Consider the following 16,843-nt stretch of genomic DNA (forward strand, 5'->3'; position numbering starts at 1 on the left):
GGAATGCCTCAACGGACGCTCCGCGTTCGGCTTTTGGTGTGACGCGGAGCGTCACGGGCTGCATTCCCACGCAGAGCGTGGGAACGATCGGATCGGTGGTTGGCAGGTATGAAAAAGGCGACCCGAAGGTCGCCTTTTTCAGTCAGCCAGCGTTGATCAGAATTCGTGATCAGCGTTGTCCGGGTTCAGGTCGCTGATACCCAGCGAGCCAGCAGCGGCTTCGATCGCGCCAGTCTGCTTGACCAGGGAAGCGATCGCGTCACGCACGATCTGATTGCCCGCGGTGTTGCCAGCGGCGATCAGTTGGTCGTAGTGCTCGCCTTTGTTGGCGTGATCAACCATGACCTGAAGCTTGGCTTCGGTCGCGGCCAGATCGGCTTTCAGAGTGGTGTCGGCAGCCGGGTCGGCTTTGGCCACCAGGGACGACAGGCTGGCGCCGGTCATTTTGGTGCCGTCGGCGCGGGTGTATTCGCCCAGGTACACGTTACGAATGCCTTTGGCATCGTAGAAGTGCGAGTTGTGGGTGTTGTCGCTGAAGCAATCCTGTTCGTCTTCCGGGGAGTTGGCTTCCAGGGAAACCTTCATGCGCTCGCCCGCCAGTTCGCCCAGGGACAGGCTGCCCATGCCGAACAGCATTTTGCGCAGGCCGGATTCAACCGGTTCGGCTTCCAGCGTGGCGCGGTAGTTGTCAGCCACGTTTGGCTTCCAGTTACCGACCATTTCTTCCAGATCGCTGACCAGCAGTTGGGTCACGGACTTCAGGTAAGCGCGACGACGGTCGTTGTGACCACCGGTTGCGCCTTTGCCTTCCAGGTAGTCGGAAGCAGGACGGTTGCCGGCGCCAGGGCCAGTGCCGTTCAGGTCCTGGCCCCACAGCAGGAACTCGATGGCGTGGTAGCCGGTGGCGACGTTAGCCTCGGAACCACCCAGCTCGTTCAGGCTGGCGAGTTTTGCCGGGGTGATGTCTTTCACGTCGACCTTGTCTTCGCCGATCTGGACTTCAGTGTTGGCGATGATGTTGGCCGTGGCGCCCGGGTTACCCAGTGCGTGTTCGTAGGATTTGTCGACGTAGTCGATCAGGCCTTCGTCCAATGGCCAGGAGTTAACCTGACCTTCCCAATCGTCGATGATGGTGTTGCCGAAGCGGAACACTTCGCTCTGCAGGTAAGGAACGCGGGCAGCGACCCAGGCAGCCTTGGCGGCTTTCAAGGTGTCGGCGTTCGGCTTGGCGAGGAAGGCGTCGACGGCGGTTTGCAGGGTTTTCGCGGTGGATTCGGCATCGCTGTATACGGCGAAGACGATGTCGGCGTAGTGCGCGACAACGGCTTTGGCGGCGGCTTCATCGACTTTGCTGACAGCGGCAGGCGCAGCCGCTGGAGCAGCGGCTGCGCTGGCGACTGGTGTAGGCGCTGGCGCTGCCGTGGTCTTGTCTTTGCCTTCGCCACAACCGGCGAGGGAAATAGCGATGGCCAACAGACTGGCGGTAGCCAGAGGCATACGAATCATGGTGAACATCCTGCTTCAAGAGGGGGTGGAAGGGCGCTTCACGCGCGCAAAACTGCGACATAATGCAAATCTTTCGCATTATGTGTAAAGGGTTGCAGGTGGAAATATTTCTTATTCACACGGGGTTGTGTCGTGGATCAAAAGAAACGCAGCCTCGTTTCACTCGACAGCTGCTACACAGCTGCTACAGAAGCACGGGGGCCCATGTAGGAGCTGTCGAGTGAAACGAGGCTGCGATTTTCGAATCTCTACAAATCTACAAAATGGCCGCGTTACTGCGCTGGGCCTGTTTCAGGTAGGCGCTCAACTCACGTGCCGGCAAGGGTTTGCTGTAGTGATAGCCCTGACCTTCGTGGCAGCCTTCGGAGATGATATAGGCCTCTTGCTCGGCGGTTTCCACGCCTTCGGCAATGACCTGCATGCCCAGACTCTTGCCCAACTGGATAATCGCTCGAACGATGGTTGCATCGTCGTCGTCATCGAGCAGGTCTTGCACGAAGCTCTTGTCGATCTTGATTTTGTCCAGCGGCAGGCTTTTCAGATAGCTCAGTGACGAATAGCCGGTGCCGAAGTCATCGATGGCGATCAATGCGCCGGAGCGGCGCAGGCTCAGCAGGTGTTGGGCGGCGGTGCTGATGTCTTCCATGAGGCCGGTTTCGGTCACTTCCAGTTCCAGGCTGCGCGGTGGCAGACGGTACATTTGCAGCAGGTTATTGACCACTCGCGGCAACTCGGCGTGGTGCAATTGCACGGTGGACAGGTTGACCGCCATGCGCAGGTCGGGGAAGCCCTGGTCGTGCCATTCACGCAGCTGTTTGCAGGCCTGATCCAGTACCCATTCGCCAATGGCAATGATGGTGCCGTTTTGCTCGGCCAGCGGAATGAACAGATCGGGCGGTACCAGGCCATGCTCGGGATGTTGCCAGCGAATCAACGCTTCGACGCCCACCACCCGGTGGTCGCGGTAACTGATTTGGGGTTGGTAGACCAGGTAGAACTGATTGCGCAGCAGTGCGTCGCGCAGGTCTTTTTCCAGTTCACGACGGCGGCGCATCTCGGTGTCGACGCTGGCAATGTAGAACTGATAGCGATTGCGTGAGCGCGTCTTGGCCAGGGTCATGGTCTGTTCGGCTTTTTGCAGCAGCTTCTCGGTGCTGTCGCCATCCTCGGGAAACAAGGTGATGCCAATGGTCGCGCGCAGGCGTATTTCCTGATGATCGAGGGCAAACGCCGCTTCCAGGTCATCGAGAATGCTTTGCGCCAGTTCGGCGGCTTCGTAGGGTTGTTCGATATCGGCCTGGACCAGGGCGAACTGGTCGCCGCCCAGACGGGCGAGGGCGCCGAGGCGGCCACTGTGAGCCCGCAACCTGTCAGCCAGGGCCAATAGCAATTGGTCGCCGGTCTGATAGCTGAATTGTTCGTTAATGCCTTTGAAGTCATCCAGGCCCACCACCAACACCGCGACCCGACGCTGCAATTTGCCGGCGTCGACCAGGATCTTGTCCAGCTGATGCTGCAATTGCTGGCGATTTGGCAGGCCGGTGAGGAAGTCGTACTGGGCCATGCGCAACAGGCTGTTTTCCGCTTCGTGGCGCAGGTGAGTGTTGCGTTCGATGGATTCGAGCAACTGGTTGGCGGTGTTGATCCAGATCCCCAGTTCGTTTTTTTCGTGGCCCTTGAGCTGCGGGATTTTGTGTTCGCTGGGGCGATCCGGGTTGATTTCGGTCAGGTGTTCGATAATCCGCGACAGCGGTTTGGTCAGCAGCCAGTGATAGACCAGGTACAGCACCAGGCCCATGGCCAAGGCGCGTAGCACGCCGGAAATGAAGATGATCACCGAGTTGACGATGAAGCCCTGCCCGTAGGTGGCGGTATCGAGGGTGATGCTCAGGTCGCCGTAATATTCACTGTAAGGGCCGCGACCTACCAGTTGGGTGGTGAAGGTGCGTTCCTTGCCGAGGATCAGGTCGGTCAGCCAGCGACTGTTTGAATGCTGCAATTCGCGGGTTTTTTGCGCGAGCATGGCTTCGTTGGGGTGGCCGATGGAGGCCTGGCGCACGGCGTCGTCCTGGAACAGGCCTTCGATCACTTGCATGCCCATTTCCCGGTCCAGGCTGTAGACCGCCTGGGTCGAGGGGTCGCGGAACATGTCGAGGATGCGTTCGGCGTCATTGGCCACGGCCTGGCGCGTCTTGTAGGCATCGAAGACGATTTGCGCACAGCTCAAGACCACGCCGACGATCAATGCCGACAGGAGCACGACCCGGAGCAACTTCACCGACAAGCTGTTCTTGAGTTCCAGCTTCAAAGGGTTATTCCTTGTTCCGTGCGGGTAGCATCAAGTTGCCATGAGTATTGGCAATCCTGTGTTTGCAGTCAAAGGGACAATCAATCACAGGGGGTTTTTGCCTGTGGGCTTGGCCGATATGCAGTTGCCTGGGGTATTTGTCCGATTAGTACTGTGTCGGTAGTTGGGTCCTTCAACTTGAGGGGGATGGGGACTATTTTTCCTTTTGGTTGATGTTAGACGGGTGTGGCGTTGGGGCAAGGGGTTGATCGCTGGTTTCATCGTCCGATTTTGGCCTGGTTTTTTTGGGGGGCGTTGAGGCTATGGGGGGTACATATCCGTTGCTGCGGTAACGGCGGCTTAGGGTTTCGCCCTTACGGCGACTCACTTTTTTTTCAAACGCCAAAAAAAAGTAAGCAAAAAAAGGCTCGCCCCGAGCGTCCGGCCCCTCGCTGGGGCTCGGCGTTCCTTCGCTCCGGTATCCCTCCGGGGACACTGCCCTCCGGTCGGCTTCGCTTCGACCTACATGCAGCGTGTTCGACTGCGTCGAACGGCGCTACGCGCCACTCCCCGGATGAACACCTCCACTCAGCCTCCCGAAGGGGCGGGTGGATCAAGATCAAGGGCTGCAGGCGAGCTAACGCTCGGCCTGATGAGTGGTGAGGGGCAACAGCGGATGTGTGATGTTTTGCTTTTTGTCGGAGCGGGCTTGCCCGCGAGGCGGCCTGACAGCCATCCAATTTCTAGCAGGTGTACCTAGTCTCTGTAGGAGCCGGGCTTGCCCGCGATGGCGGTCTGGCAGCCAACCAATCTCTAACAGGTGTGCATCAATTGATCGTTCCCACGCTCCGCGTGGGAATGCCGCCGGGGACGCTCCGCGTTCCATTTTTGTGTGATGAAAGATGTGTAAGAAACGCAGTGATTTCCCACGCATTTTTCAGGTTGCCGGGTAGGAAGGGGGCCTTCTAACCTCTGGCTGTCGCTGAAAATTCAGCGACCGGGTGTGAGAGCCCGGCAACTTATGGTCATCCAGTGTCTGTACACGCATAATCGCCGCCAGCTTATTCGCTGCCGGCAAATGCGTTATGGCGGCTGTGTGCGGGCGGACTTCGGTCCGGCCGGGTGTCCATAACCGGTCTTCTCACCTCGCACATAGCTGCCACCTCTTCGCCGTGTGAGAAGCGGCGAGTGGAGGCTCCAACGCTGGAGAAATGCTCAATGGACAAATTAATTCCCGATCCACCCTTCAACGCCACCACCCCAACCGCCGAAGACACCCAATCCGAAGCACTCCTGCGAGACCGCGAAGCCATAAAACGCGCCCTCGACTACTACCTCGATCCCCCGTCCCAATACACCGAAAAACCCCGCGCCCCAGCACGATGTTTCTGGTCGCCCCCAACATGGGCACCGAAAGCCTCCTGGCCCAGGCCTGCGAGTCACTGGCCTCCGCCAGCGTCATGACCAGTGATTTCGCCGCGAACCTGATCGGCCCGCAGAGAAACACCGTGCTGGCGATCCAGCAGATCATCATGCTGGCCGAGTTGGCGGTGAACCGGGCCTTGGATAACGTTGACCCTCAAGCGGCCTGACATTCTCCTGGCGAAAAAAAACCCGGCAAAAGCCGGGTTTTTTTGACTGGCGTCGAGATTAAGCGGTGAAGGTTTTGCCTTCGAACTGCTCAGCCACGAATTTCCAGTTGACCAGGTTCCAGAACGCTTCGACGTATTTCGGACGAACGTTGCGGTAGTCGATGTAGTAGGCGTGTTCCCAGACGTCGCAGGTCAGCAGCGGGGTGTCGCCGTTGGTCAGCGGGTTGCCGGCGCCGATGGTGCTGGCCAGGGCCAGGGAACCGTCAGCCTTTTTCACCAGCCAGCCCCAACCGGAACCGAAGGTGCCGATGGACGTCTTGCTGAACTCTTCCTTGAACTTGTCGAACGAACCGAAAGCCGCGTTGATGGCTTCAGCCAGCGCGCCGGTAGGTTGACCGCCGGCGTTTGGCGCCAGGCAGTTCCAGTAGAAGGTGTGGTTCCAGACCTGAGCGGCGTTGTTGAAGATACCGCCCGACGAAGATTTAACGATTTCTTCCAGGGTCTTGCCTTCGAACTCGGTGCCTGGCACCAGGTTGTTCAGGTTCACGACGTAGGTGTTGTGGTGCTTGTCGTGGTGGTATTCCAGAGTTTCCTTGGAAATGTGCGGCTGCAGGGCATCGTGTGCGTAAGGCAGCGGCGGCAATTCGAAAGCCATGATGATTCTCCTAGTCAGGTCAGTTGCGGTGAGCGCAAGGCCGATCACGGGCGGCCAGACAAGCGCCGGGGAGTTTGTACTCTTTGCGGCGCAGGGAATCGGATCATAGCACCGGGGGTGCGGCATAACCACGCAACAACTGTGTGGAATAGAGGTTCCAGAGCCTTTTGGAATAATCAGCCTGCAACAATTAATTGAAACGCCACCGCAAACATCATCACCGCGACCAGCAGGTCGAGTATCCGCCATGTACTTGGCCGGGCCAGCCACGGCGCCAGCCACGCCGCGCCCAGCGCCAGGGTGAAAAACCACAGCAACGACGCACTCGCCGCGCCCACCACATAAGCACCGGGCTCGGTTTGTTGCGCCCCGAGAGAGCCGATCAGCAACACCGTATCCAGATAAACGTGCGGGTTGAGCAGGGTGACGGCCAACGCACTGAGCATGACGGCACGCAGTGAGCGAACGGTCTGGTTTTCACTCTGTTGCAGGCTTTGTTTCGAGCAGGCCCGGCGCAGTGCCTGGCTGCCGTACCAAATCAGAAACACCGCGCCACCCCAGCGGGCGACCGCCAGCAGTGTCGGATTTTGCGCCAGGACCGTCGCGAGGCCGAAGACTCCGGCCGCCACCAACAATGCATCGCAGACCACGCACAGCGCTGCCACCGGCAGGTGATGTTCGCGTCGAAGACTTTGCGCGAGCACAAACGCATTTTGAGTGCCGATCGCCATGATCAGTCCAGCGGCGACCAGCAGGCCGTTTACATAACTTTGCCACATACGTCATTACTCCCCGTTGGCCGCGAGATCGCGCAGTACTTGCAGGGCGCGTTCAGCATCGGCCTGACCGACGAACAGGTGGTCGTGGTAGTAACCGGCGATCACGTTGCAGCTGATGCCGGCCTTGCCTAAAGCGGTGGCGAACGCGGCAGTCAGGCCAACTGCTTCCAGCGCCGAGTGCACATTCAAGGTGATCCAGGCCGCGACATAGTCGAAGCTGAAACCGGCCTGTTCGGCGTGGGAGCGTTCCAGAATCACGGTCAGACCTTCCTGCTCGCGAAAGCTGCCGACGATCTCAAGGCCAGTCGGCAACGTGCCGTCGCGCAGGGTGCAAAACACGTATTCGCCGGCGTTGAGTTGCGGGCTCATGCTGCGCAGCAAGGTTGCCAATGAAGTTTCACCAGCCATGTCGGTATTCCTTGTTCAAAAGTGCTTGTCGGGCATTCTGGGCTGCTAACCTGTATAAGAAAAACCAATCATGCTGATCGCTCATTAGGAAAACTGATGTTCGACTATAAATTACTCTCTGCCCTGGCTGCCGTTATCGAGCAGGCCGGGTTCGAACGGGCCGCGCAGGTGCTTGGCTTGTCGCAATCGGCGATCTCCCAGCGCATCAAGTTGCTGGAAGCGCGGGTCGGCCAACCGGTGCTGGTGCGGGTTACGCCGCCGGCCCCGACTGAAATCGGTCGGCGCTTGCTCAACCATGTGCAACAAGTGCGTCTGCTGGAGCGTGACTTGCAATCCCAGGTGCCGGCGCTGGACGAAGAAGGCCTGCCGGAACGTCTGCGAATTGCATTGAATGCCGACAGCCTGGCCACGTGGTGGGCGCAAGCGGTGGGCGATTTTTGTGCCGAACAACACCTGCTGCTGGATCTGGTGGTCGAGGACCAGACCGTCGGCCTCAAACGCATGCGTGCCGGTGACGTGGCGGCGTGTGTCTGCGCCAGTGAGCGCCCGGTGGCCGGGGCTCGCAGCGTTCTGTTGGGGGCCATGCGTTATCGGGCATTGGCCAGCCCGGCGTTCATCGCCCGGCATTTCCCGCAAGGCGTTCGTGCCGATCAACTGGCGAAAACCCCGGCGCTGGTCTTTGGCCCGGACGATTTCCTGCAACATCGTTACCTTGCTTCGGTGGGGGTTGATGGCGGTTTCGAACACCATTTATGCCCCTCGTCAGAAGGCTTCATTCGTTTGACCGAGGCCGGACTCGGCTGGGGGCTGGTGCCTGAATTACAGGTGCGCGAGCAACTGGAGCGCGGTGTATTGGTCGAGCTTTTGCCAGATAAGCCCATCGATGTGCCGCTGTACTGGCATCATTGGCGTAATGGCGGTCAGCTTCTGGGGTTGCTGACGGACCAATTGGTGCGTTCGTCGAAGCAATGGCTGGTGCCGTTGGACTGACGGGCAGCGTCAAGACTCACGAATCAGGCAAAACGAAAGACATCGGAGCACTACATGAAAATTCTGGTCACCGGCGCAAGCGGCTTCATCGGCGGACGCTTTGCGCGTTTCGCGTTGGAGCAGGGCCTGGACGTGCGGGTCAACGGTCGCCGGGCCGAAAGCGTCGAACATCTGGTGCGCCGTGGCGCCGAGTTTATTCAGGGCGATTTGAGCGACCCGGAACTGGCGCGCGACCTGTGTTCAGATGTCGAGGCCGTGGTCCATTGCGCGGGGGCGGTGGGGCTGTGGGGACGTTATCAGGACTTTCATCAAGGCAACGTCCAGGTCACTGAAAACGTGGTTGAAGCCTGCCTGAAACAGCGCGTTCGACGCCTGGTGCACTTGTCGTCGCCGTCGATCTACTTCGACGGTCGCGACCACTTGGGGTTGACCGAAGAACAGGTGCCCAAGCGTTTCAAGCACCCCTACGCCGCGACCAAATTTTTGGCCGAGCAAAAGGTCTTCGGTGCCCAGGAGTTTGGCCTCGAAACCCTGGCCCTGCGTCCGCGTTTCGTCACCGGCGCAGGTGATATGAGCATCTTCCCACGCCTGCTGAAAATGCAGCGCAAAGGCCGCTTGGCGATCATCGGCAACGGCCTCAACAAGGTCGACTTCACCAGCGTGCACAACCTCAACGAAGCGTTGCTCAGCAGTTTGCTGGCCAGCGGCTCGGCCTTGGGCAAGGCCTACAACATCAGTAACGGAACGCCGATTCCGCTGTGGGATGTGGTCAATTACGTCATGCGCAACATGGAAGTCCCACAAGTCACGCGTTACCGTTCCTACGGTTTGGGTTACACCGTCGCGGCACTCAATGAAGGTGTGTGCAAACTGTGGCCGGGGCGCCCGGAGCCGACCTTGTCGCGGCTGGGCATGCAGGTCATGAACAAAAATTTCACCCTGGACATCAGCCGCGCCCGGCATTATCTGGACTACGATCCGAAAGTCAGTGTCTGGGCCGCCCTCGATGAATTCTGCAGTTGGTGGAAGGCTCAAGACCTGCGTTGACGTCGCGCTAGTCGTCTGCCCGCACTGAACCGAGTTGGGAGTAGGGAGTCAATCGGTGCGGCAGCGGGGTTTATACTCGCCGCATAAAGCCATCACCGCGTTTCACAAAGGTTGACTCAATGTCCATGCGTAACGATGCCAACGACGATTTTGATGATGTACCGAGCCTGCGCGCCGACAGCCTCGACGATGATGATTTTGCGCCTACCGCTCGCACCAGCGTGCATTCGCGGCCGGCACCGGTGGTCAAGGTCAAGAGCGCCAGCACCGGCGCGCTGTGGGCATTGGTCGGCGCCTTGTTTTTTGCCTTTGCCGGCCTTGCCTGGTGGAGCTTTCAGCAGATCTCGCTGATGGAACAACAACTGGTGGCCACCCAGGAAAGTTTCGCGCGTATCAGTGAGGAAGCGGCGGGGCGCTTGCAGGACATTTCCGGCAAGGTCGTTGCCAGCCAGACCAACGTCACCAGCGACAGCGAAGCGCTGAAACTGCAAATCAAAGACCTGGAAAACAAGCTGCTGGATCAAGGCAAGCAGCAACAAGGCGTAGTCGGTCAGGCCTCGGATCTGGACAAACGCCTGGCGCAGATGACCGCGCAAACCAGCGATCTGGATAAGCGTCTGGCGCAACTCACCACCCAGCACACCGAACAACAGGCGGCCAATACGCAATTGCAGGCGCAGCTCAAATCGCTGAGCAGCGAATTGACCGCACTGAAAAGTGCCCCGGCGGACACCAGCAAAGTCGAGGCCGAACTGAAAAGCCTTGGCGCCGACGTCGCCGCGCTGAAAAAACAAGGCAACCCAAGTGCAGCCATTGATCGTCTGGAACAAGACATGGTTGTGCTCAAAAGCCTGCAGGACAACCGCCCGGCCGTTGCGCAAGGTTCCACCAATACCGCTGAGTTCGACGCGTTCCGCGGCCAGGTCACCCGCAACATCAACACCCTTCAGGCCCAAATCCAGAACCTGCAGCAGCAGCTTCGCGCCCGGCAATAGACCTCAGGCAACCTTGTAGCAGCTGTCGAGCCCCGGCGAGGCTGCGTTCGGCTGCGAAGCAGTCGTCAATCCGATCAACTCGGTCTACCTGAAGCACCGAGTCGGTAGATTTTGCGACTGCTTCGCAGCCGGTCGCAGCCTCGCCGGGGCTCGACAGCTGCTACGGGTCTGGGTGTATCTCCCATTGCCGTCTACGCTCTTGAAACATCGACAAGAACGAGGGATGCACAATGGGGGTTTTGCACAAATTGACCTTGATGGGCGCAATGCTGCTTCTGTGCCTGGGCCAGGCTTTCGCTGCCGGCACCGAAAAAGAAGACAGCCAAGCTGCCAGGGCCTTGCTGGAGAAAGCCCTGGCCTATTACCACGACAATGGCGACAAGGCCCTCGCGGCGTTCAGCCGTCAGGGCGAGTTTGTCGACAAAGAGCGCTACGTGTTTGTGGTCGATACCAAAGGCGTAATGCTCGCCAGTGGTGGGCCGTCTGCGGCGTTGATCGGACGGAACGTGACCGAGACGCTCGGGCCAGACTTGCAGAAAGCCTTCAAGGACGCCTTGAAAGTACCGGAGGGCAATGGCATCCAGGAGGCTGAATACCGCTGGCAGAACTGGGCCGACGGCAAGGTCGAGCTCAAGCATGTGTTCTATCAGCGCGTAGGGGCGCGAATCCTCGCGGTCGGTTACTACCTGCCACGGGCGTCAGCGGAACAGGCAATGGCGCTGCTGAACAAAGCCGCGACCGATCTGGCCAAGGACGAGAAGGGTACGCTGACCGCCATCAACTCCCTCAAGGGCGGTTACTTGCAGGATGACCTGTATGTATTCGTCGTCGACCTGGACACCCAGCGTTATGTGGCTCACGGCACCAATCTGCGGCTGATCAATACCGACTTCAGCAAGATCAAGGACCCGGACGGCAAACCGGTGGGCGAGCCGATCCTGGCGTTGATGGCCAAACAGGATTATGGCGAATACGCATACCGCTGGAAAAACCCGGTGACCGGCAAGGTTGAGGACAAGCATGCCTACCTTAAAAAGGTCGGGCACTTCCTGGTGGCGGTCGGGTATTACAGCCCTTGAATCTCAGTGACTGATAAACCGCTATCGCGGGCAAGCCCGCTCCCACAGTTGACCGCGTTCTCTGGAACAACTCGGTCTGTTGTGGGAGCGGGCTTGCCCGCGATGGACGCGACTCGTTCTACTACCGAACCTTATCCTCTCGCCCCCGCAACAACATATTCGGCATGGCCACCGCCGCCGCCAGCCCCAACAGCGACACCGCCGCACTGACCATCAGCAAATGCCTGAAGGTCAGCAGCAGTTCGGCGCGCAAGGCGTTTTGCGCATCCCCCGGCGCGGCGTTCAGGCCGTCGAGCAAGACATTGCCCGAGCTGCCCTCGGCAATCAGCGATGAACCGGCAATGTGGGCAAAACTGGAATCCTGCAACAGCGCCAGCAACAGTGCCGACATCAACGCCACTCCCACCGCGCCGCCCAGTGAGCGGAAGAGATTGGTGGTGCTGGTGGCAACGCCGATATCACGCTGCTCCACCGAATTCTGCGTGCCGACCAATGACGTCGGGAATTGCATGCCACTGGCGATCCCGCACAGCAACATGAACAGGCTACTGAGCCAAAAGGCCTGGGGCGGGCTGAACGCCATACCCAGAATCGCCATCGGCATGAGTGCAGCGCCCGTCAGGATCATCGGTTTGTAGCGCCCGGTGACGGAGGTCCGGCGTCCGGCAAAGTACGCACCAATCGGCAAACCCATGGCCAGTGGCAACAAGTGCAGCGCGGCGCTGTCGGCCCCGGCGCCGGTGACGCTCTGGAAGCGCAGCGGCATCAGCACGATCAACGAGATCGCCTGGAAGCTGGTGAAGAAAATCGTGCACCAGCAAAAAATGGCATTGCGGTTGGCGAACAAGTGCATCGGCAGCAAGGGCTCACGCGCCCGACGCTCATGCCAGACGAACAGCGCCAGTACCAACACCGCAGACCCGAACAAGGCCAGCACTTCGGCGCTGCGCCACGAATGACCCTGACCCACCTGAGTGATACCCAGCAGCAACGCAGTCAAACCGATGATCATCAGCAGCGTGCCGAGGTAATCAATGATGGGTTTGCGCTGTGGCACCGGCAGCCCGACGAGTGTGCGATTGGCCACCAGCCAGGCACCGAGGCCCAGCGGCAGATTGATCAAAAACACCCAGCGCCAGGACAAGTACTCGGTCATGTAACCGCCAAGCACCGGGCCGGCTACGCTCGCCACCGCGTACATGCTGCTGAAATAGCCTTGATAACGACCACGCTCCCGAGGCGGCACGATGTCGCCGATGATCGCCTGGCTGACCGAAATCATCCCGCCCGCGCCGATGCCTTGAATGATCCGCGCCAGCACCAATTGCTCCATGCTTTGGGCCATGCCGCAAAACAACGAAGCGAGGGTGAACAGCCCCATGCCGAACAGCATCAGCTTGCGCCGACCATACAAATCGCCGAGCTTGCCGTAGATCGGCACCGCCACTGTCATCGCCACCATGTACCCGGAAATCACCCAGGCCAGCAAGCTGACGTCCTTGAACTGCGCGGAAATCGCCGGCATCGAGACGGCGACGATGGTCTGGTCCAGCGCGCCGAGAAAAATCGCCAGCATCAAGGCGATAAGCACGCTGCGAATGGCTGGCTTGGGCGTGTCAGGCTGGTTGAGATTGGTCACGGTAAAACCTGCGGGCAGTGATGGATCCGCAAGGGGCAAGGCGAGCGGGGATGCTCGCCAGTGTACAGGGTGTGTTATCCATTTTTCCCGCGACGCGGGAAAAATGGATAACACACCCTGCGATAGCAAGCTATTCGATAGCCTCGTATGGAAGCCCGACGTAATTTTCTGCAATGGTTTTTCTACCCGCTTCAGAGCCGACAAAGTAGTCCAGCTCCGACTCGCTGATGCGTTGACTGAACGCGTCATGCTCGTCGAAGCGGTGCAGCATCGACGTCATCCACCAGGAAAACCGTTCGGCTTTCCACACCCGGCGCAGGCAGATCTCGGAGTATTTCCCCAGCAAATCCACGCGTCCTTGCTGGTAAACCTTCAACAGAATATTGAACAGCGTGCTGACGTCACTGGCCGCCAGGTTCAGGCCCTTGGCACCGGTGGGCGGGACAATGTGCGCCGCGTCGCCGACCAGGAACATCCGCCCGTATTGCATTGGCTCGACCACAAAGCTGCGCAGTGGCGCGATGCTTTTTTCGATGGACGGGCCGGTCACCAGCGCGTCGGCGAGGGCGGTCGGCAGCCGCGATTTGAGCTCATCCCAGAAGCGCTGGTCCGACCAGTCCTGCACCTGATCCTCGACCGGCACCTGGAGGTAATAACGGGTACGGGTAGACGAACGCATGCTGCACAGCGCGAAACCACGTTCGTGACGGGCATACACCAACTCTTCGTGCACCGGCGGCGTGTCGGCGAGAATGCCGAGCCAGCCGAACGGATAGACCCGCTCGAATACCTTGAGGCAGTCGTCGGGGATCGATTGGCGAGCCACGCCATGGAAGCCGTCGCACCCGGCGATGTAGTCGCAATCGAGGCGATACGTCTGGCCATCCTTCTCGAAGGTCACGAAAGGTTCGTCGCTTTTCATGCCGTGCGGGACGACATTGGTGGCCTCGTAAATCGTCTGCGCACCGGCCTCCCGACGAGCGGCCATCAGGTCGCGGGTGACTTCGGTCTGGCCATACACCATCACGGTTTTGCCCCCGGTCAGGGCGTGCAGGTCGATGTGTACTTGGCGGCCGTCGAGCGCCAGTTCGAAACCGGTGTGCACCAGTCCTTCGGCGTCCATTCGCTGCCCGACACCGGCCTGACGCAACAGCTCTACCATGCCTTGTTCAAGGACGCCGGCACGGATTCGACCGAGCACATAATCCGGGCTCTGGCGTTCAAGGATGAGGGTGTCGATACCGGCGTTGTGCAGCAACTGGCCGAGCAGCAAACCGGACGGACCGGCGCCAATGATGGCGATTTGGGTTTTCAGCATTTTCATTGTTATCAGGACTCGCAAGCTCCACGCGACCAGAGCCGGTGAATTATTTTTATGGATCGAGTGCTTGCATTTTTCCCTTGCGAGTCTGTCAATTGAAGGTGAAAACTGAGCCGATATCTGTACATTCTGCCAATCGGTGCGATTATCGCCCGTCACCTGAAGCCTGGATTGAAGTGATGAACAAGCCTGACCTGCCTTCGATTCCAGTGTTCAAGCTCTACGGTGAAAGCCTGGACTGGCCGACCCCGGACTTGCTGCACTGCGAAACCATTTCCAAACGCAGCCGCGAACATCAATGGGAAATCAAACCCCACCGCCACGCCGATTTGTGCCAGTTACTCTTCGTCTTCAAAGGTCAGGCAGAGCTTGAAATCGAAGGTAAACGCACGCAACTGACTGAGCCTGCCATCCTGATCCTGCCGCCATTGTCGGTGCACGGTTATCGGTTTTCCGAGGACGTCGAAGGGTTTGTATTGACCCTGGCCGCGCCGTTGGTGACCCATCTGCAGGCGCAACTGGGCAACTCGGTAAATGCGCTGGCCCAGGCCGAAAGCTACTCGGCGGGCAAGGACGGCGATTACCTCAACAGCCTTTTTTCAGCGCTGCAGGACGAATACACCGGTCACCAACCGGCGCGTGAAATGCTCATGCATTCGTTGGTCAGCGTGATCATGGTGTGGGTCAGCCGGCAGGTAATCACGCGCCGCACTGCCAGCCAGCGTCCGCAGCGTGCCCGGGAATACCTCAACGGTTTTATTCAACTGGTGGAAGAGACTTACCGCCAGCACGTCAAGGTCGAAGACCTGGCGCATCGGCTGGGGATTTCCGTGTCCCACCTCAACGGCACGTGCCGTGAACTGGCGGGACAACCGGCGTTGCAGATCATGCACGAACGGCAATTGCTGGAGGCCAAGCGTTTGCTGACCTACACCAGCATGACCATTTATGAAATGTCCGACGTGTTGGGATTTTCCGATCCGACCAACTTCACGCGCCTGTTCCGGCGTCGAGTGGGGATTTCTCCCAAGGCGTTTCGCGACCGCTTGAAGGCCGATCAGGACAACGAGGCCTGATCCTCTTCGTTAGCGCAGGGCGTTGAGGGTCGCGTTGTGGGGGATGCAGCGCTCGAAGTTGCAGCTCGCAAATTCGCGGGGCAGTTGGCGCAACTGCTCGACCCGCCAGGCGGCTGTGCCATACAGCGCCAGCGTCGCCGCGCAGGTAATGAAAATGGCGAGGTATCTTCTTGTTTTGGTGTTCATGGCGTTTGACCTCTGAACGAATACCGCTTGGGTATTACTTTGAGCATAGGTCAGCGCGGTGGAGTTGCCACTGAAGCGATATCGGCTCTGACACGGTATTCAGAGCCTTGATGATCCCCTGTGGGAGCTTGCTCGCGATAGCGATTGATCATTCAACAACGATGTCGACTGAACTACCGCTATCGCGAGCAAGCTCGCAGGTTTTTTATAGGCCGACATCCCACTCCGGTTCCTCGGGGAACCTTAAAACAAGAAAATCCAGCAGGCTGCGCAGCGCCGCCGGCATGTGTTTGCGTGAGGCGTACACCGCGTAGATGTTCATCTGCCGGTGCTCGGCATGGGGTAGCAGACGAATCAGCTCACCGCTGTGGATATGCACGCCGGCCTGATAACTGGGGAGCATTGCCACCCCCGCGCCGGCCATTGTCGCGCGCAGCAACGTGCTGGCTTCGTTGGCGCTGATGTTGCCCTGCACCGGCACCGAGACCGGCTCACCGTCCTCCTCGAAATGCCAAAGGCTTTTGCCGAAGTAGGAATGGGTCAGGCAGTTGTGCTGACTCAAATCTTCCACCCGCTGTGGCCTCGGATGTTCACGCAGATAGGCCGGGGACGCGCAAATCACTGAGCGGCAGACCGTCAGCCGGCGGGCAATCAGATTCGGGTCCAGGTCGTTGCTGGTGCGTATCGCCAGATCAATGCGTTCATCCACCAGGTTCACGGTGCGGTCGAGCATCTGCATATCGATGCTGACGCCGGGGTAACGTTTGACGTAGGCGGCCATGGCATCCGCCAGTTGGGCCTGACCAAACGAGGTGCTGACGCTGATTCGCAACAGCCCGCGCGGCGCATCGTCGGGCTCGCGGATGGCGGCTTGCATGTCGGTGGACAAGTCGAGCATCTGCCGGCAGCGGGGCAGCATCTCGGTGCCGGCAGCCGTCAGGCTCAACTTGCGTGTCGTGCGGTGCATCAACCGGGCGCCGACCCAATCTTCCAGTTCCGCCAGATAACGCGAAACCACCGGGCGTGACAGGTCCAGTTGATCGGCCGCCGCCGACTGGCTGCCGAGGTCGACCACGCTGACGAACACGCGCATTGCTTGTAGACGATCCATGATTTGCCCACTTTTAGAAACAAACTATGTTCAAGCATCGCATTTTTTGTACTGAGTCAGGCAACTAAGCTCTGTCCCCCTGTAGGAGCTGACGAGTGAAACGAGGCTGCGATCTTTTGATCTTGCCTTTACAAGATCGCAGCCTCGTTTCACTCGTCAGCTCCTACAGAGC

Annotated in this window: 14 protein-coding genes and 1 pseudogene; 6 read left to right on the forward strand and 9 right to left on the reverse strand. The window is 59.3% G+C overall.

All coding sequences use genetic code 11. The features are described from left to right. Positions 1-156: 156 nt before the first annotated feature. Together C7534_RS03740 and C7534_RS03745 are read right to left on the reverse strand one after the other, a co-directional pair. A complete protein-coding gene (locus tag C7534_RS03740; protein WP_109785264.1) occupies positions 157-1,506 on the reverse strand; it encodes an imelysin family protein in 1,350 nt (449 codons plus the stop codon). A 256-nt stretch (positions 1,507-1,762) separates the two neighbouring features. Next, entirely contained in the window at positions 1,763-3,814 is a 2,052-nt protein-coding gene (locus tag C7534_RS03745; protein WP_046026449.1) for a putative bifunctional diguanylate cyclase/phosphodiesterase, read from the reverse strand. 1,197 nt (positions 3,815-5,011) lie between these two features. Between C7534_RS03745 and C7534_RS03755 the strand changes: the two are divergent. After that, positions 5,012-5,385 (forward strand): annotated as a pseudogene (locus C7534_RS03755) (DUF6124 family protein). A 58-nt stretch (positions 5,386-5,443) separates the two neighbouring features. Here C7534_RS03755 and C7534_RS03760 read toward each other — a convergent pair. The 3 genes from C7534_RS03760 to C7534_RS03770 all read right to left on the reverse strand — a co-directional run bounded on the left by C7534_RS03760 (position 5,444) and on the right by C7534_RS03770 (position 7,227). After that, positions 5,444-6,040 (reverse strand): superoxide dismutase, encoded by a 597-nt coding sequence (locus C7534_RS03760; RefSeq protein ID WP_065949384.1) that lies wholly within the window; start codon positions 6,038-6,040, stop codon positions 5,444-5,446. A gap of 176 nt (positions 6,041-6,216) precedes the next feature. Beyond that, entirely contained in the window at positions 6,217-6,819 is a 603-nt protein-coding gene (locus C7534_RS03765) for a LysE/ArgO family amino acid transporter (RefSeq protein ID WP_046033234.1), read from the reverse strand. 6 nt (positions 6,820-6,825) lie between these two features. Beyond that, complete coding sequence (locus tag C7534_RS03770; RefSeq protein WP_046033235.1) at positions 6,826-7,227, reverse strand: ACT domain-containing protein; 402 nt, start codon at positions 7,225-7,227, stop codon at positions 6,826-6,828. 96 nt (positions 7,228-7,323) lie between these two features. Between C7534_RS03770 and C7534_RS03775 the strand changes: the two genes are divergently transcribed. From C7534_RS03775 to C7534_RS03790, 4 genes are all read left to right on the forward strand, one after another. Then, positions 7,324-8,217, forward strand: a complete 894-nt coding sequence (locus C7534_RS03775) for a LysR family transcriptional regulator ArgP (RefSeq protein WP_077431356.1) — start codon at positions 7,324-7,326, stop codon at positions 8,215-8,217. Between the two features lie 54 nt (positions 8,218-8,271). Further along, positions 8,272-9,264, forward strand: a complete 993-nt coding sequence (locus C7534_RS03780; RefSeq protein WP_077431357.1) for an NAD-dependent epimerase/dehydratase family protein — start codon at positions 8,272-8,274, stop codon at positions 9,262-9,264. Between the two features lie 119 nt (positions 9,265-9,383). After that, positions 9,384-10,259 (forward strand): ATPase, encoded by an 876-nt coding sequence (locus tag C7534_RS03785; RefSeq protein ID WP_109785040.1) that lies wholly within the window; start codon positions 9,384-9,386, stop codon positions 10,257-10,259. Between the two features lie 230 nt (positions 10,260-10,489). After that, complete coding sequence (locus tag C7534_RS03790; protein ID WP_046033239.1) at positions 10,490-11,338, forward strand: cache domain-containing protein; 849 nt, start codon at positions 10,490-10,492, stop codon at positions 11,336-11,338. Positions 11,339-11,459: 121 nt separating this feature from the next. Here C7534_RS03790 and C7534_RS03795 read toward each other — a convergent pair whose 3' ends face one another. After that, complete coding sequence (locus C7534_RS03795) at positions 11,460-12,977, reverse strand: MDR family MFS transporter (RefSeq protein WP_109785041.1); 1,518 nt, start codon at positions 12,975-12,977, stop codon at positions 11,460-11,462. Positions 12,978-13,107: 130 nt separating this feature from the next. Continuing rightward, positions 13,108-14,301 (reverse strand): 4-hydroxybenzoate 3-monooxygenase, encoded by a 1,194-nt coding sequence (gene pobA, locus C7534_RS03800; RefSeq protein ID WP_109785042.1) that lies wholly within the window; start codon positions 14,299-14,301, stop codon positions 13,108-13,110. A gap of 176 nt (positions 14,302-14,477) precedes the next feature. Between pobA and C7534_RS03805 the strand changes: the two genes are divergently transcribed. Beyond that, on the forward strand, positions 14,478-15,374 hold the full coding sequence (locus tag C7534_RS03805; protein WP_109785043.1) for a helix-turn-helix domain-containing protein: 897 nt from the start codon (positions 14,478-14,480) through the stop codon (positions 15,372-15,374). Positions 15,375-15,383: 9 nt separating this feature from the next. Here C7534_RS03805 and C7534_RS32585 read toward each other — a convergent pair whose 3' ends face one another. Together C7534_RS32585 and C7534_RS03810 are read right to left on the reverse strand one after the other, a co-directional pair. Then, positions 15,384-15,560 (reverse strand): hypothetical protein, encoded by a 177-nt coding sequence (locus C7534_RS32585; protein WP_175648977.1) that lies wholly within the window; start codon positions 15,558-15,560, stop codon positions 15,384-15,386. A 205-nt stretch (positions 15,561-15,765) separates the two neighbouring features. Further along, complete coding sequence (locus tag C7534_RS03810) at positions 15,766-16,671, reverse strand: LysR family transcriptional regulator (RefSeq protein WP_218278070.1); 906 nt, start codon at positions 16,669-16,671, stop codon at positions 15,766-15,768. Positions 16,672-16,843 lie beyond the last annotated feature (172 nt).

The organism is Pseudomonas sp. OV226 (assembly GCF_003148705.1).
Classification (GTDB): Bacteria; Pseudomonadota; Gammaproteobacteria; order Pseudomonadales; family Pseudomonadaceae; genus Aquipseudomonas.

Bases quoted from the DNA above. Each gene is read 5' to 3' on its own strand.
- C7534_RS03765 (WP_046033234.1), bottom strand. From the start codon at position 6,819: ATGTGGCAAAGTTATGTAAACGGCCTGCTGGTCGCCGCTGGACTGATC.
- C7534_RS03785 (WP_109785040.1), top strand. From the start codon at position 9,384: ATGTCCATGCGTAACGATGCCAACGACGATTTTGATGATGTACCGAGC.
- C7534_RS03780 (WP_077431357.1), top strand. From the start codon at position 8,272: ATGAAAATTCTGGTCACCGGCGCAAGCGGCTTCATCGGCGGACGCTTT.
- pobA (WP_109785042.1), bottom strand. From the start codon at position 14,301: ATGAAAATGCTGAAAACCCAAATCGCCATCATTGGCGCCGGTCCGTCC.
- C7534_RS03770 (WP_046033235.1), bottom strand. From the start codon at position 7,227: ATGGCTGGTGAAACTTCATTGGCAACCTTGCTGCGCAGCATGAGCCCG.
- C7534_RS03740 (WP_109785264.1), bottom strand. From the start codon at position 1,506: ATGATTCGTATGCCTCTGGCTACCGCCAGTCTGTTGGCCATCGCTATT.
- C7534_RS03760 (WP_065949384.1), bottom strand. From the start codon at position 6,040: ATGGCTTTCGAATTGCCGCCGCTGCCTTACGCACACGATGCCCTGCAG.
- C7534_RS03805 (WP_109785043.1), top strand. From the start codon at position 14,478: ATGAACAAGCCTGACCTGCCTTCGATTCCAGTGTTCAAGCTCTACGGT.
- C7534_RS32585 (WP_175648977.1), bottom strand. From the start codon at position 15,560: ATGAACACCAAAACAAGAAGATACCTCGCCATTTTCATTACCTGCGCG.
- C7534_RS03810 (WP_218278070.1), bottom strand. From the start codon at position 16,671: ATGGATCGTCTACAAGCAATGCGCGTGTTCGTCAGCGTGGTCGACCTC.
- C7534_RS03790 (WP_046033239.1), top strand. From the start codon at position 10,490: ATGGGGGTTTTGCACAAATTGACCTTGATGGGCGCAATGCTGCTTCTG.
- C7534_RS03775 (WP_077431356.1), top strand. From the start codon at position 7,324: ATGTTCGACTATAAATTACTCTCTGCCCTGGCTGCCGTTATCGAGCAG.